General features: G+C 39.5%; 16 protein-coding genes. 5 read left to right on the forward strand and 11 right to left on the reverse strand.

Annotated features, from left to right (window positions below):
• Positions 1-131 precede the first annotated feature (131 nt).
• Positions 132-1,511, forward strand: coding sequence for a hypothetical protein (locus PLH43_RS03480; protein ID WP_324360128.1), 1,380 nt, complete (start codon positions 132-134; stop codon positions 1,509-1,511).
• A 118-nt stretch (positions 1,512-1,629) separates the two neighbouring features.
• Here the strand turns inward: PLH43_RS03480 and PLH43_RS03485 are convergent, their stop codons facing one another.
• From PLH43_RS03485 to PLH43_RS03530, 10 genes are all read right to left on the reverse strand, one after another.
• A complete protein-coding gene (locus tag PLH43_RS03485; protein WP_324360130.1) occupies positions 1,630-2,397 on the reverse strand; it encodes a type III pantothenate kinase in 768 nt (255 codons plus the stop codon).
• Between the two features lie 21 nt (positions 2,398-2,418).
• A complete protein-coding gene (locus PLH43_RS03490; protein WP_324360132.1) occupies positions 2,419-2,943 on the reverse strand; it encodes a hypothetical protein in 525 nt (174 codons plus the stop codon).
• 93 nt (positions 2,944-3,036) lie between these two features.
• Positions 3,037-3,825, reverse strand: a complete 789-nt coding sequence (locus PLH43_RS03495; protein ID WP_324360134.1) for an amidohydrolase family protein — start codon at positions 3,823-3,825, stop codon at positions 3,037-3,039.
• Between the two features lie 90 nt (positions 3,826-3,915).
• Positions 3,916-4,932 carry a biotin--[acetyl-CoA-carboxylase] ligase gene (locus PLH43_RS03500; protein ID WP_324360136.1) on the reverse strand — a complete coding sequence of 339 codons (1,017 nt, stop codon included), beginning with the start codon at positions 4,930-4,932 and terminating at the stop codon, positions 3,916-3,918.
• Positions 4,933-4,938: 6 nt separating this feature from the next.
• Positions 4,939-5,562, reverse strand: coding sequence for a hypothetical protein (locus PLH43_RS03505; protein WP_324360138.1), 624 nt, complete (start codon positions 5,560-5,562; stop codon positions 4,939-4,941).
• A gap of 68 nt (positions 5,563-5,630) precedes the next feature.
• On the reverse strand, positions 5,631-6,146 hold the full coding sequence (folK, locus tag PLH43_RS03510) for a 2-amino-4-hydroxy-6-hydroxymethyldihydropteridine diphosphokinase (RefSeq protein WP_324360140.1): 516 nt from the start codon (positions 6,144-6,146) through the stop codon (positions 5,631-5,633).
• Positions 6,136-6,504 carry a dihydroneopterin aldolase gene (gene folB / locus PLH43_RS03515; protein WP_324360142.1) on the reverse strand — a complete coding sequence of 123 codons (369 nt, stop codon included), beginning with the start codon at positions 6,502-6,504 and terminating at the stop codon, positions 6,136-6,138. Before folB ends, folK begins: the two co-directional genes overlap by 11 nt.
• A gap of 38 nt (positions 6,505-6,542) precedes the next feature.
• Positions 6,543-7,724: a dihydropteroate synthase gene (gene folP / locus PLH43_RS03520; RefSeq protein WP_324360144.1), complete on the reverse strand. Its 1,182-nt coding sequence runs from the start codon at positions 7,722-7,724 to the stop codon at positions 6,543-6,545.
• A 34-nt stretch (positions 7,725-7,758) separates the two neighbouring features.
• The gene (locus PLH43_RS03525; RefSeq protein WP_324360146.1) at positions 7,759-8,244 is read right to left on the reverse strand and encodes a metallophosphoesterase family protein; all 486 of its coding nucleotides are present in this window, start codon (positions 8,242-8,244) and stop codon (positions 7,759-7,761) included.
• A 10-nt stretch (positions 8,245-8,254) separates the two neighbouring features.
• The gene (locus PLH43_RS03530; protein WP_324360148.1) at positions 8,255-9,361 is read right to left on the reverse strand and encodes an iron-containing alcohol dehydrogenase family protein; all 1,107 of its coding nucleotides are present in this window, start codon (positions 9,359-9,361) and stop codon (positions 8,255-8,257) included.
• 321 nt (positions 9,362-9,682) lie between these two features.
• Here PLH43_RS03530 and PLH43_RS03535 point away from each other — a divergent pair, with 321 nt between their 5' ends.
• The 4 genes from PLH43_RS03535 to PLH43_RS03550 all read left to right on the forward strand — a co-directional run bounded on the left by PLH43_RS03535 (position 9,683) and on the right by PLH43_RS03550 (position 13,132).
• Positions 9,683-11,203 (forward strand): Ppx/GppA phosphatase family protein, encoded by a 1,521-nt coding sequence (locus PLH43_RS03535; RefSeq protein ID WP_324360150.1) that lies wholly within the window; start codon positions 9,683-9,685, stop codon positions 11,201-11,203.
• A 34-nt stretch (positions 11,204-11,237) separates the two neighbouring features.
• Positions 11,238-11,708 carry a CYTH domain-containing protein gene (locus PLH43_RS03540; protein ID WP_324360152.1) on the forward strand — a complete coding sequence of 157 codons (471 nt, stop codon included), beginning with the start codon at positions 11,238-11,240 and terminating at the stop codon, positions 11,706-11,708.
• 95 nt (positions 11,709-11,803) lie between these two features.
• Positions 11,804-12,811 (forward strand): SulP family inorganic anion transporter, encoded by a 1,008-nt coding sequence (locus PLH43_RS03545; RefSeq protein ID WP_324360154.1) that lies wholly within the window; start codon positions 11,804-11,806, stop codon positions 12,809-12,811.
• Positions 12,812-12,871: 60 nt separating this feature from the next.
• Complete coding sequence (locus tag PLH43_RS03550; protein ID WP_324360157.1) at positions 12,872-13,132, forward strand: sodium-independent anion transporter; 261 nt, start codon at positions 12,872-12,874, stop codon at positions 13,130-13,132.
• 19 nt (positions 13,133-13,151) lie between these two features.
• Here the strand turns inward: PLH43_RS03550 and PLH43_RS03555 are convergent, their stop codons facing one another.
• Positions 13,152-14,402, reverse strand: a complete 1,251-nt coding sequence (locus PLH43_RS03555; protein WP_324360159.1) for a hypothetical protein — start codon at positions 14,400-14,402, stop codon at positions 13,152-13,154.

Below are 14,402 nucleotides of genomic sequence, written 5' to 3' on the forward strand. Positions count from 1 at the left end.
TCCATTCTAACTTATTTTGGCCGTTTTGTCTGTCTTAATTTCTGGTATCATTATAATGCATACTGTTATAGTTAGTTATATTTAGCTTCAACTTACAAATAAGTAATTGACCTTTTACATGGAGGAGAAAAATGAAGTTTAATTTGAATGGCGAAAAAAAATTAAAATTTAAAATAGCATTACTTGCTTATATACTTTTGATTTCTGTTGTCCGCTTGGTAATTTTCTTTGCATCGGAGCCTATTATCTGTCCCGATACACAGTCTTACATAGATTTGGCAACTATGATTTCCAAGCTCGACTTTTCCGATTTCGACGGACTTAGAACCCCGGGATATCCGTTTATTATATTGTTATGCGGATTAAACCTAAAAATTGTTGTTTTTGCTCAGATGTTAATGGGGGTATTAATATCATATTTTATAGCTTCCACCGTTTACAAATTTACAAATAATACGGTATTATCCCTTATTGCTTCTGGCCTCTATTCGCTGTTTATACCGTTCTTATTCTTTGAAATGGCCATTTTAAGCGAAATTACGGCGGCTTTTTTCATACTTCTAAGCTTTGTTCTGTTTGCCAATATGATTAAGAATAATGATGAAAACAGAGTCTTGTTAAAAATGATATCTATTATAGTTATTTCATGTATGGCGGCATTGACAAGACCTATTTATTTTGTGTTGCCGTTATTGTATACCGCATTTTTCATACTTATTCTTGCAAAAAGAAAACATAAATTTCCAAGAATACTCTTATATTCTTTCGTGAGTCTGATACCCTTGTTTATCTCAATAGCGGGATGGTCCTTCGTGAATTTAAAATACAACAATACGTTTAGCATAGCCACAGGGCGCGGATTTGCCTTTATGGAAATGGCTGGTGATTACATTGAGCTTGCTCCCGATGATTATCCATATAATATTATCAAAGAAATATATATAAGAGAAAGAGATGAAAATATTCAAAACGGGAATCCCCATATCGATACTATATGGGGAATAACGGACGAGCTCATGGAGAAAACCGGACTTAGTTATGAGGAGCTGGCGCAAAAAGTCAAGGATATGTGTATAAAAGTTATGCTGAAGAAGCCGGATATATATATTAAAGCTATAATAAGATCGGAAATTAATTTCTGGAAGACATTCGGAATACTTATAAGGACAGAGACAAATGTGCCTAGGCCCATCAAGCTTGTTAATATTATCCAAAGATACATTTTGATTTTGGTGCAAGTACCTTTTATAATAGCGCCGGTAGTGTTTTTCATTAGATGGAGAAAAATAAAGGATTTTGCAAAGCATAAAGCTTTGATTTCTTTCTCTTTTACATACATTTTGATTGTGGGTGTGTCAATTTTGATATCCCTTGTCGAGGGCGGTGAAGGCAGATTTGCAATGCCGACATTTCCGCTTCTTATAATAAGCACTTTTGCATTTTACAACTTGGTTTTACAAGAAAAAAGTTATATTAAAATCATTTCGACATTGAGGAAAAATGCTGCTTGATATAAGCATTTTATGATAACAATCGACTTTTTGCAAAAAGCTTTTACCGATATATATTTAAACGCATATTCAAATTTGAATATGCGTTTAATAATTTGATATATAATTTTATAAAAATTTATTTGTTTCTCTCATATATAATTCTAAGACCCTCCAATGTGAGAAGTCCGTTGATTTCATCTATTGTTTCCGACTCACTGGCAATAAGCCTTGCCAACCCTCCGGTGGCAATAACTTTTATATTGTCTTCCTTCATTTCCTTCTTCATGCGCCGCACTATATAATCAACTTTTCCAACATATCCGTATATAATTCCCGACTGCATACTTGAAACTGTATTGCGCCCTATTACCGTATCAGGCTTTACAAGGTCTATTTTAGGAAGTTTTGCCGTCTTCTGAAACAATGCTTCTGCAGAAATCTTTATTCCCGGACAGATTACTCCTCCAAGATATTCACCCTTTGAAGAAACCGCACAAAAAGTTGTAGCAGTACCGAAGTCAACAATAATAAGAGGTCCGCCGTATATTTCACACGCCGCCACTGCGTTAATTATTCTGTCTGCTCCCACTTCTCTCGGGTTTTCATACTTTATGTTTATTCCCGTTTTGATTCCCGGTCCTACAATCATCGGTTCCAGCTTAAAATACTTTCGTATGGCATGCTCGATAGAATACATTATAGGCGGTACCACAGAAGCCACAACTACCGCTTCAATCCTATCAATAGCAATCTTTTCATAGTTGAGAAGACTTATAATAAACATGCCGTATTCATCGGAAGTCTTCCCCTTGCTTGTCTCCATTCTCCAATGATTCAAAAGCTTTTTTCCGTCATATACTCCAAACACAGTGTTGGTATTTCCAACATCTATAACCAAAATCATTTCAACCACATCTCCAAATGTCTAAACTCCAAGTCTCATACTCTTGATTTCTTTTATTTCAAGCATTATTTCCTTTTCAATTCTTTCGATATCCAGCTTAATATCTTCCACAGTTTCTTCAGACTTCATTCTGCCCGAATCCCTGTAAGAATATCCGCTGTTTTGCATACCGCCGGATCTCGCCTGCGCACTGTCTTTCCTGGCTCCGTTTCCTTTTAAAAGGTTGTTGTCTCTATAAGGGTTTTTTGCATTGGCATTTTCCCTGCCAAGCTTATTGTCTTTTGAATTCGGCTTGTTATCCTTTGCATAATTTCCATCTTTATTGTAATTGTCTTTGTTGCCGTTACCCTTGTTTAAATAATTACCTTTGTTTGGACCCTGCTCGCTGTTGCTTCTTCTATTGTTGTGATAATCCTTTCTTCTGTTGTTTCTGTTGTTTCCGGCATTTCTATTTGCACCGCTACTCCCACCGCCGTTATTGCCACTCTTTACGTTACTTACGCTGTCGCCGCTATTGCCATTATTACCGTTGATATTATCAACCACTATGAATCCCCCTTCTGGAATAAGTATCTCTCCCTGCTCTGGTCAAGATAAAATCTTCTTCAAAATTGCAAATCTTAATCATTATCGTCATAATCACAATTCCAATAAAGCTTTTGCATTCAAGCCTAAAATGGCATCTTCTGTATCCTTGTCAAGATTAAGGCTCTTAAGCTTTAAAAGCGACTCCTCCTGGTCCATCCATGGAGAATCTGTCGCAAAAAGAATCCTCTTTTTGTCATGGTTCTTAATAATCCTCTTTGCCTGTTCGTCATCCATAAAATCCAGACTGTATGAAGTATCCAAATAAATGTCGGTTCCCACCAAAAATCGTTCTACATCGTCCCAGAAGGAATAGCCTCCCATATGTGCAGCTACAACTTTGCATCCCGGAAATGTCCGAACAATCTTTTCAAGCCTTTCGGGTGTTGCATGATACGGCTCAGGAAGGCCGATATCCACACCTGCATGGAATATTACTATAAGGCCCAATCCAAAAGCTGTTTCATAAATCGGAAACATCTTTTTGTCATCCACAAAAAACTTCTGATAGTCAGGATGAAATTTAATGCCTTTAATTCCCATACCCTTTATCCTGAAAAGCTCTGTTTTCCAATTTTCATAATCCGGATGAATGCTTCCGAAAGCAATAATCTCCTCATCCTGAATTTCGGCGGACCAATCATTGATATTTTCAGTCTGCGTTGCCTTTGTTGCAATAGAAAGAACAACCGATTTCGATATACCGGCCTTTTTCATTGATTCCTTTAATCCGCCTATTGTCCCGTCAACTCTTGGAGGAATACCGGCGTTCGCAGCAAGCTGCGATATAGCTCTTGGAGCAAGCTTGTCAGGAAAGCAGTGTACATGAAAATCAATAACCACTGTGCAACTCTCCCCATATCTAATGTTAAGATAAATGATGTTTAATTTGTATAATCAAAATAATCAAATCTATCTATAGAAATCTGTGCACTATGTATATCCTAAAAGTCCCCTCACAGAAACCTCCCCAGACAAAACTTCTCTTACCGTTCCGTCACCTTGCTTTACTATAAGTCTACCATTTTGGTCTATATCCTCCGCAATTCCGGTATACTGATCTTCCCTGTACTTTATAAGCACTTCTTTTCCCAACGTCACGGAATACTTTTTCCATTCTTCAATAATTACACCGGCTTTGCCTTTATTAATTATGTCATATACTCTTTCCAGCTCCGACAATATTGCTTTTACAAGATGACTTCTTCTAAATTCGGAAATGTCGAGCCCTTTCTTTTCTTTTAAATAAATCCCCAAGGATGTGGCCCTGTCTCTTATCTCTTCCGGGAAATCGGATTTTTCATGGCTAAAGTTCATTCCAATTCCAAGGACAAGGAAATTGATTCTTTCCATCTCCATACTCATTTCGGTAAGGATGCCACAAACCTTTTTTCCGCCTAAAATTATATCGTTAGGCCATTTTATCCCGGCATCTATATCCATCTCCTTTTTCAATGCAGAGACTACTGCCACCGACGCAGCAAGGGTGATAATCTGAACATCCTCCAACCCTACAGCCGGACGCAGCACAACAGACATCCATATTCCCTTCCTGTCCATGGAATCCCAGCTTCTACCCAGCCTTCCCCTTCCCCTGGTCTGGCGTTCGGCCAAGACAACAGTACCGTCATCGCAGCCGTCTTGGGCAAGCGTTTTTGCATGGTTGTTGGTTGAATCAACCTCAAAAAAGCAGTGAATATCTTTGCCGATAATATTGGTGTCAAGACCTTCTTTGATCTCCCACGGATTAATTATATCAGGGACATAACATAATTTATAGCCCTTTTTTGAAGAAGAATCAATAACATAACCTTCCTTTTTTAGCTCATTTATACATTTCCACACAGCCGTCCTTGACACCCCAAGGATGCTGCTCAGCTCTTCGCCGGAAACATAATCATGTTTTGACTCTTTTAATTTTTTTATAATTATTTCTTTCACTTTTACCATCTCTCACTAAACCCAAATGTCAGGCTTTTTCGCCAAAAAGTTTTTGCCTGTTTTTTTATCCAGAAAAACAACTACTTCGCTTCCTTCATCCTCTATTTTTTCTAATTTGCCTTTATTTTCTAAATAATGGTAGAAATAGTACAACATTATATCATTAATATTAGGATAGTCTTCTTTTAAGTTTTCAACAGCATTGTTTATATATAATTCCTCAGAATTATCAAATAAAACAGGGGAATCCAGCCTTTTATTCAAAAGACTTATGTGTTCGCTTATAACAGTGCTTGTAACAAGGCACTCCGGAAGCCTGTACAGCCCAAAAGTATAATCTTTAATCGGCACAATCGAGTCAAGATAAAGCTTCATCACTTCCGGACGGTTAAGGCCAACCTCATACAAATATTTGTCAGCCACAAAGCAGTACTCGGAAGGCAGCTCAAGCTTAACACACCTTAATCCTTCAGACCTGTATTTCTCCATGTCGTCTTTAGGATTTAGAAGCGCTGATATGCATTTCATCTTGGTATTTTCTATAATTACTTCTTTGTCGAAATACTCTGACAGCTTCAAACCGCACTCTACAGCATTTTCAACTTCCTCTTTGGGGATGTAGTAGTATACTTCTACCATAAAGATACCTCCAAAAACCTTATCTTTGCAGCATACCGAACTAATTCAATTATCCTAATTATATTATTTTAGCAAGCTCCATGCAAATCAAAAATTGTTATTTTTTTGTATAACCTTACCCCGTCCCTGTCACTGCATTTATCCAATGCTTCCCGGATATTTACGCCATAAAGCTCTTTCTTATCACAAATCTCCATTAACGGAATTAAAACAAACGCCCGTTCAAACATTCTAGGATGGGGAACTGTAAGACGGGGCGTATCAAACTTCAAATCACCATAAGCAAGAATATCAATATCAATCGTCCTAGGCCCCCAGCGAATTATCCTTTCCCGTTTTAAAAGCTTCTCTATTCCCAAAAGTTCCTCAAGGAGCTCCTCTGCCTTACGAGATGTGGCAATTTGTGCGGCCATGTTTAAAAACCGCCCCTGCTCGGTATATCCCACAGGTTCAGTCTCGTAAATATTCGAAATTTTTTCAAGGCTAACATCGGAAATAGCAAAAATACAGTTTAAGGCATCAAGCAAATGTCTTTCCCTGTCTTCTATGTTTGAGCCCAAAGATAAAAATACCCTATATTTCATTGGAAAACCTCTCTATTTCCACTCCAACCCATTCAAACTCCCCTTCTATGGGAGCATCAGGCTTTCGAACCCGGACAACCACCCAGTCTATTTGCCTAAATGTCGACAAAATTTCCCGGGAAATGATATGGGCAAATCTCTCAATTAGTCGAAATTTATTGTTTTCATTTATATTTTTTATAATATCATATATTTTCGAATAATCCACCGTTTCTTCGAGGTCGTCGGTTTCTCCGGCTTTTTTCAAATCCAAAAAAGCCTCAACATCAATATAAAAATTTTGTCCCTTCTCCCTCTCCTCTGGGAAAACCCCGTGATAGCCGTAAAATTTCATGTCTTTTAATATTATTTTATCCATAACAGCCCTATCTCCATTTTATTCCATATTATGTAAAATCAAACCCTTACCATAGCATCGGTCATCCTTGCAACCCGCACCATTTCTTTTACATCGTGAACTCTTACAATATCCGCCCCGTTGGCAATACCAAGGGTAATGGTTGCGGCAGTACCCTCAAGCCTTTCATTTACAGGCAAATCTAAAACATTTCCTATAAGGGACTTTCTTGATGTTCCGAGAAGAACCGGAAGGTTTAGGGTATTTAGCTCCCTCATTCTTCTCATTACCTCAAGATTATGCTCCAAAGTCTTTCCAAATCCTATCCCGGGGTCAATGACCATGCTCTCTCTGGTAATTCCCGCCTTTTCAGCTATCTCAATACTCTTTCGCAAAAACCTTATAATGTCGCCCATAAGGTCCTTGTACTCCTTGGTATCGCTGTTGTGCATCATAATTACCCCAGCACCGTGCTTTGATACAACCTCTGCCATGCCAAAATCCCTCTGGAGGCCCCAAACATCATTTACAATACAGGCTCCTGCACAAAGGGCTTTCTCTGCAACCTGTGCCTTGCTGGTGTCGACCGATATAGGCACATTGAGCTCCTTTGACAGCCTTTCAATTACCGGTACCACCCGGTTTATTTCCTCCAAGGCATCAACCTGCTGATATCCGGGTCTTGTCGACTCTCCGCCCACATCAATTATATCGGCACCGGCCTCCACCATTTCCCTGGCCCTTTTTACTGCACTTTCAATCTCAAGATACTTTCCCCCGTCGGAAAAAGAATCCGGTGTGACATTGAGTATTCCCATAACATATGTTTTTTCGCCTATGGGCAATCTATACTTTCCGCATTCAAAATATTCCGGCTTCCCCTTTTCCAATCCCTCAAGGAGCCTTTGAATTTCATGGGCAATTTCCTTGAGACTTCCGCCATGCATTTGAAGCTTGTACACAAGTCTGTTAAACTGGCTATATGTACCCATCAAAAGAACATCGGAGCTTTCCGCGCTAAAATCCGCCACGCCTCTGTTTACTGCAACATCACCGCCCTTGCCCAGCATCTCCTGCTTGATTGTGTTCGCCTCAAAAGTGCTTACGTCTTCAAGCTTTACCGCAATAGATAATGCTTTGGGCGAAAGCCATGTCATGGCCGATGCATCCACACCGATTTTTCGAATCTCTTCTCTTGCTTCATGCATATCATTTATATAAACAATTCTTGCATTTATCATAAATCCCACATCCTTTTTTAAAAATGCTCGGAAACTAAAAATATCTGATTTCAGCCGAAATCCCCGAATCATCCACCTTTAAAAGTGCATATGAATATTGTTTCTGTGTCCTTTTGTCGGTGGGTGAGCCAGGATTTACGTATAATACGCCGTCTATTTTTTCGTTATAGGGTATGTGGCTGTGTCCGAATACCACACAATCCACCTTGTCCCTTGCAAACATTGCCATTGCCCTTTTTAACGCGCTGCCTCCGCCATTTCCATGAGTTATACCTATTTTAAATTCACCTACGCTTATTATCTTTTTAATGCCAAGCTTGTCGTGCATATAATAGTCATCATTATTTCCCGCCACAGCCTCAACCGGTGCTATCTCTTCGAGTTCATATATTACATAGTCCTTTAAAATATCCCCGGCATGAATTATAAGCTCAACACCACTAAGCCCGTCCAAAAGTTCTTTGGGCAGGTTCTTTATCCTTCCTCCTATATGCGTGTCCGATACCACTCCTATTATCATAAACCCTATTTCAACCATCCTTAAATGTATTTTTAAATATCTCTTCCATATCCTCTTTAACTACCGTCCGGGCGTTGGACAAAGTACTGTTTTGCTTCATTGCCAGGCCTGCATAAAGCTCAATTTCCTCCTTTGTCAAAAGAGGCTTTGTAGGAATAAGCCTGTCAATTATTTCCCCAAGGGCTTCAATAGAGGCTACACCCAAAAGACTTAAAACATTATCTATTTTTTCTTTGGCTGCCTCATAATTATACTTGAGATATTCCTTTACAAGCATTCCGTTTGCCCTGCCGTGGGGAATATCTTTAAAATATGTGAGAGAATATCCCATGCCATGTATTATTGTAGTTCCGGTGTGGGATATCACCATACCGCCCAGCATTGACATGTATAAAAGCTTTTCCCTCACATCATAGTCAAATTTGTTCTCTACAAGGTTTTGCAAGCATTCGCCGAATATCCTTATTGCTTCCACGGCTAAAATATCGCTAACCGGTGTGCTTCTTCTTCCCAGATAGCCCTCCAGCGCATGAGTAAAAGCATCCAGCGCCGTATCCACCGTTGTCTCATAGGACATGCTTTCGGTGTACCTGGCATCAATGAATGCCACAACCGGAAAAGTATCCTCATTGCCAAAGCTCTTTTTGGTCTTCATGTCATCGCGGGTGAGAATCGAATAGGGAGTAATCTCACTTCCGGTTCCTGCGGTGGTGGGAATAGCTATTATGGGAAGGGGCTTGTTTCCAAATACATTTTTATACAAATCCACAGGCTCAATATCGTTTTTGGCAAGCACCGCTACCGCCTTCGAAGCGTCCAAAGGCGAGCCTCCTCCGATTCCTATAATAAAATCGGCATTAAACTTCCTTGCCGCTTCAGCCCCCTCTTTCACATTTTCAAGAGTGGGATTGTTTAAAACCCTGTCATAAATCTCATAATCAATGCCGTATTCCTCAAGTACAAAAATAACATCCTTAAGGGCCCCGCTTGCTTTTGCGGAGTTCTTTCCCGTGACAAACAAAGCTCTTTTTCCAAAGTCTTTAAATATGCCCTTGTTTTCTTTCACACATTCTCTTCCGAACAAAACCTTTGTGCCTATTTTAAATTTAAAATTCATTTATTTTCCTTCTCCTCTATCGGTAAGTTTATTAACACAACTTGTACAATTTAAGCCAAGAAACTCTTGTTACTTAGAGTATATTAACTTTTGCATATTTATTATTATAATATAAGGGGCAGTATTTTTGAAGGCTTGCCTACGCTTTTTACGGGCTAGATTTATCGACTTTTTTCTATCAATTTTGCGTGAAATAAAATATATAATTTTTCTAAGGGAATAAAAGTCATTAATGATGTTTTATGTGGTATAATTAGATGCAAAAAGTTTCATGCATTACTTGAGAGTAAGAATTTATTAAAAAGAAATGTGGGATAAATCATGCCGAAAAAAATAGGAATAATTGACCTTGGTTCAAACTCTGTAAGGCTCGTTATATTCGAAATAATGCCCAGCGGAGCATTCAGGCTGATTGATGACATTAAGGAAACCATAAGGTTGAGCGAAAACATGATTGACGGCAGGCTGCTCAATGACATCGCCATGCACAAAACCGTCAAAACCGTAAAACTCTATAAAAAGTTATGCAATTCCTACGGCATACCCTGCAATCGCATTATAGGAGTCACCACTGCAGCAGTAAGGAAGGCGGAAAACCGGGATCAATTCCTACGGCTTTTAACCAGCTCCACAGATATTAATTTCAGGCTGATCTCCGGTGAAGAAGAGGCCTCTTATGCTTTCAAGGCAACAATTTATTCTCTTGATATCCGTGAGGGAATTATTGTTGACATTGGCGGCGGAAGCACCGAAATAATCTTTTTTAAGGACAACAGCATAATAAATTCCATATCAATTCCCATAGGTGCCGTCGTCGCAACGAAAAACTTCCTCGGCAAAGACGTTATTTGCCCGGAGAAGCTTTCCCTTCTTGAGGAAAGCATTCGGGAAATGCTGAAAGGTCAAAGCTGGCTTTGGCAAGAAGGAACGAGACCTCTTATAGGTTTGGGCGGAACAATCCGAAGCCTCGGCAAAATCCACAGAAACCGTGTTGGATATCCGCTAAACCATGCCCACAATTATGAAATGAGTATTGGCGATTTTCATATGATATATGATGACCTTGTAAGTATGGACTTAAAATCCCGCAGAAAAGTAAAGGGAATTTCATCTAAGCGGGCAGATATAATTGTAGGCGGACTTGCAATCCTTAAAACCATTATATCAATCTGCTCCCCGTCCCACATCGTAATAAGCGGATTTGGCCTTAGGGAGGGTATTCTCTTTGATTATATCGCCGGCACCAACCCCAAAGTAAAATTCACAGATGCTTTAAGCTTTAGCTTAAGAAACTTTATGGAGCTTTATGGCGTAAGGAAGAATCATGCAAAACACGTTTGCTTCCTTGCTCTTTCCATATTCGATCAGTTAAAATATATCCATGGTTATGGCGAAGATGTAAGAAAGCTTTTGGAAGTAGCTTCCCTGCTGCACGATATAGGTATTTCTATAAGCTATTACGAGCATCACCGGCATTCATTCTACATAATTTTAAACTCCAGACTTACCGGACTTACCCACAGGGAAACTCTGCTTACAGCTGCCATAGCTGCATCCCATTCCGACGACAGTTTCAATGAAGGCTGGCAAACGCGCTATGAAAAAATTCTTTTGCCGGGAGATATCGAGCTGTGGGAGAAGCTTTCCGTCTTCTTAAGACTTGCAGAATGTCTTGACAGAAGCGAGATGGCTGTAATAAAGGCTTTAGAATGCCAAATCCTCGAGGACACGGTCAAAATCCGGACAATAAGAGAAGGGGATGCAGAGCTGGAAATAAGTCTTGCCAATGAACACAGCAATACTTTCCGCAAAGTATTTGGCAAGTACCTTGTAGTAACATAAACAGTTAATTCTATTTTATCGTTGGAGGCGTTTTATGGGAAAGGAAATCGAAAGAAAATTTATTGTAAACGGTGACGCTTATAAAAGCCTGGCAAAAGGAGTACTGTACAGGCAGGGCTACTTTTGCTCGGACACAAGAAGATCTATCAGAGTGCGCGTATTTAATGACAGGGGCTACCTTACGGTTAAAGGACCTTCAATCGGTGCCACAAGGCTGGAATACGAGTATGAAATTCCTGCTGATGAAGCAAATGAAATGCTGGAGTTCCTTTGTGAAAGACCTATTATAGAAAAGCTTCGATACAAATTTCAATTTGAGGGATTCACTTGGGAAATTGATGAATTCCTCGGGGAAAATGAGGGATTGATAATTGCTGAAATTGAGCTTCCCGATGAAAGCACCGTCTTTAAAAAACCCGACTGGATTGGCAGAGAAGTCACCGGTGACCCTAGGTATCTAAATTCAAACCTTATTAAAAATCCTTACAAGAATTTTAAAGAATGATTTAGCATTAAATAATCGTTAAATAATCAGAGTAAATTGGAGCCTTGCCTGTATAAATTGTTTTAACAGGTTCAAGCTCTAATATTTATGCAAAAATGTGCATAAATAATCATTTACATACCGTTAAAATTTATACCCTCACCGGTTATAACGGGATTTACCAGCGGTATCGCCGTGGTGATTTTTTTGGACAGATAAAGGACTTTCTGGGGCTAAAAATTGATGAGGTTCCCTCTGAGTTCTTTCCAAAGCTTGCAAGCTACATATCCAACATAAGCACAATTAATTACCAAAGTGTGATAATAGGTGTAGTTTCCATAGCAATAATCGTCTTGTGGCCAAAAATCAACCGTATAGTTCCCGGCTCGCTTATTGCCATCATAGTAACCACCATTGCATCATTAGCGCTAAAGCTTGACGTTGAAACTATCGGAAGCAAGTTTGGAGAGCTTTCCTCAAAGCTTCCTCCGTTTACATTGCCTAATATTGATGTAAGCACTATTCCCCAATTTATACGTCCCGCATTTACAATTGCCATCCTCGCAGGAATTGAATCGCTTCTTTCGGCAGTTGTTGCAGACGGTATGATAGATGATAAACACTGTTCCAATACGGAACTTATAGCTCAGGGTGTGGCGAATATTGCGTCAGTATTGTTTTGCGGCATACCTGCAACAGGAGCTATTGCAAGAACTGCGACCAATGTAAAAAATGGCGGTAATTCACCGGTAGCAGGAATAGTCCATTCCCTCACTCTTTTGGTCATAATGCTTGTGTTTATGCCTTATGCCACACTAATTCCGCTGTCCACTCTTGCCGCAGTATTAATTGTCGTGGCTTACAACATGAGTGAATGGAAAAGCTTTTTAAGCTTCTTCAAGGCCCCCAAGAGTGACATTATAGTTTTAATCTTGACTTTTTCTCTTACAGTCATTGCCGACCTTGTTGTTGCTATCGAGGTTGGAATGGTCTTTGCGGCTTTTCTGTTTATGAAGAGAATGGCAGATGTTACTCATGTAAAACCCATATCGGATAAAATTGAGGATATGCCCATAGATACCGGCAACCAGTCATTAACGGCAAAAGGATTTCCAAGGATATAATGGTTTACGAAATTAACGGTCCTTTCTTCTTTGGTGCAACGGGAAAACTGGTTGAAAGTGATGGAAAAAATACAGAAAAAACCGCCTAGAGTAATGATACTTAAGATGAGAAATGTTCCGGCGATTGATGCGACGGGGTACTCCTCCTTGTATCAACTTTACAAGAAATGCAGAAAAAATAATATAAGGCTTCTTCTGTCCCATGTTCAGCCTCAGCCAATGAAGGTTCTTGAAAATTACGGATTTATAGAGAAGCTCGGAAGGGAAAACTTATGTCTTGATTTATCCCATGCCCTGTTGGAAACGGGACAGTCTGCATAGTTAATCGGCGCAAGCTTCTTTATTCTTGCGCCAAACTCATCCAATACTCTTTTACATTTCCCACAATAGACTCAAAATGCTCCTTCGGTTTCTTGCTTTCCCATTCTTCAAAATGACTGAAAGTATGCCCTTCGGCAAGCGTAGTTGGAGAATTTCTTTTATCAAAAGGTCCGGACAGCCCCGCCATCCATCCCTTGTCCTTCCATTCATTGTTGCTGTCGCATCTGAACCGGAAAAGATAATATTCCTTATCGTCATCATCAAATATATTCATAAGCTCTATTTCATCCGGCACTCTGCCCAGTTCGGTAGGATAGACAAGCCAGTCCACCATGTTTGACTCTGCAAAGCATTTCTGGTTTCTAAACTCTTCAGGAAATATTTCACTCCTTCCCATTTTCGCAAGAGCATTATAAAACCAGTTTCTCACCTCACTGTTTGCGGCAATATCCATTATATCCTCTTTGGCCGGCTCACACCCGTGTCTTAGCAGTGAAACTGCGGCAAACATCTTCAGTTTCATATCTTTCAGGCTCATCAGTCTCTTTAAGGCCATGGTTATCTCAGGAGCTTTGATATAACCTGCAAGATCAAAATAAACTCCTGCATTGCCCCGCAGCTCAAGGTACTTGGTGTCATCCCAAATAGAGCTGTTTTTTAAAGTGTAGTTCACAACCTTGTCCACCATTTTCAAAATGTCCTGGACTATTCGGCCTTTATATTCACCCAATGACTCTTCGTCAACCAGGTCATTATTAAAATAATATAAGAGAACAAGATATATTTGACATTCAATATCCTTATTTTCGGCAAATTTCAAGATTCCCGGAAACAGTATCTGAGGAAATCTCGGATTCTCCAAAAGGTTTCCGCAAGGCAGATTTTTTAAATTGAGATAGTCTTTTCCCAATACTTTTAAATATGCAATCAGTGCCTGCTCATTTCCATATGTGGCCAAAAATTGCATCACAGATATCTTTGCATTGGGATTTAGCTCATCATATATGTTTTCCACTTTTTTTATGTATTCCACATAGGGTTTATCTGCACAAATATCCACCAATCGCGCAGATACGTCCTGCCATTCATAGGTTGCAGGCGGAAATTTATTCTTAGCCATGTCCAAAACCTTTAAGCCCTGCTCGACGCTGAGCTGCATATTTTCAAGTTTGGATATTGCCTCTTCCCTAATCTCTTCCGATGAGCTGTTAAGTTTTTCATAAAGTTCGTCAATTTCATCTCTTTTCTTGAAAAAATTTATAAGCCCCAT

Source organism: Acetivibrio sp., from assembly GCF_035371925.1.
Taxonomy (GTDB): domain Bacteria; phylum Bacillota; class Clostridia; order Acetivibrionales; family Acetivibrionaceae; genus Hungateiclostridium.

Coding starts and splice junctions, on each gene's coding strand:
- PLH43_RS03540 (WP_324360152.1), top strand. CDS start 11,238: ATGGGAAAGGAAATCGAAAGAAAATTTATTGTAAACGGTGACGCTTAT.
- PLH43_RS03500 (WP_324360136.1), bottom strand. CDS start 4,932: ATGGTAAAAGTGAAAGAAATAATTATAAAAAAATTAAAAGAGTCAAAA.
- PLH43_RS03545 (WP_324360154.1), top strand. CDS start 11,804: ATGTGCATAAATAATCATTTACATACCGTTAAAATTTATACCCTCACC.
- folB (WP_324360142.1), bottom strand. CDS start 6,504: ATGGATAAAATAATATTAAAAGACATGAAATTTTACGGCTATCACGGG.
- PLH43_RS03530 (WP_324360148.1), bottom strand. CDS start 9,361: ATGAATTTTAAATTTAAAATAGGCACAAAGGTTTTGTTCGGAAGAGAA.
- PLH43_RS03535 (WP_324360150.1), top strand. CDS start 9,683: ATGCCGAAAAAAATAGGAATAATTGACCTTGGTTCAAACTCTGTAAGG.
- PLH43_RS03480 (WP_324360128.1), top strand. CDS start 132: ATGAAGTTTAATTTGAATGGCGAAAAAAAATTAAAATTTAAAATAGCA.
- PLH43_RS03550 (WP_324360157.1), top strand. CDS start 12,872: ATGGAAAAAATACAGAAAAAACCGCCTAGAGTAATGATACTTAAGATG.
- PLH43_RS03505 (WP_324360138.1), bottom strand. CDS start 5,562: ATGGTAGAAGTATACTACTACATCCCCAAAGAGGAAGTTGAAAATGCT.
- PLH43_RS03485 (WP_324360130.1), bottom strand. CDS start 2,397: ATGATTTTGGTTATAGATGTTGGAAATACCAACACTGTGTTTGGAGTA.
- PLH43_RS03555 (WP_324360159.1), bottom strand. CDS start 14,402: ATGGGGCTTATAAATTTTTTCAAGAAAAGAGATGAAATTGACGAACTT.
- folK (WP_324360140.1), bottom strand. CDS start 6,146: ATGAAATATAGGGTATTTTTATCTTTGGGCTCAAACATAGAAGACAGG.
- folP (WP_324360144.1), bottom strand. CDS start 7,724: ATGATAAATGCAAGAATTGTTTATATAAATGATATGCATGAAGCAAGA.
- PLH43_RS03525 (WP_324360146.1), bottom strand. CDS start 8,244: ATGATAATAGGAGTGGTATCGGACACGCATATAGGAGGAAGGATAAAG.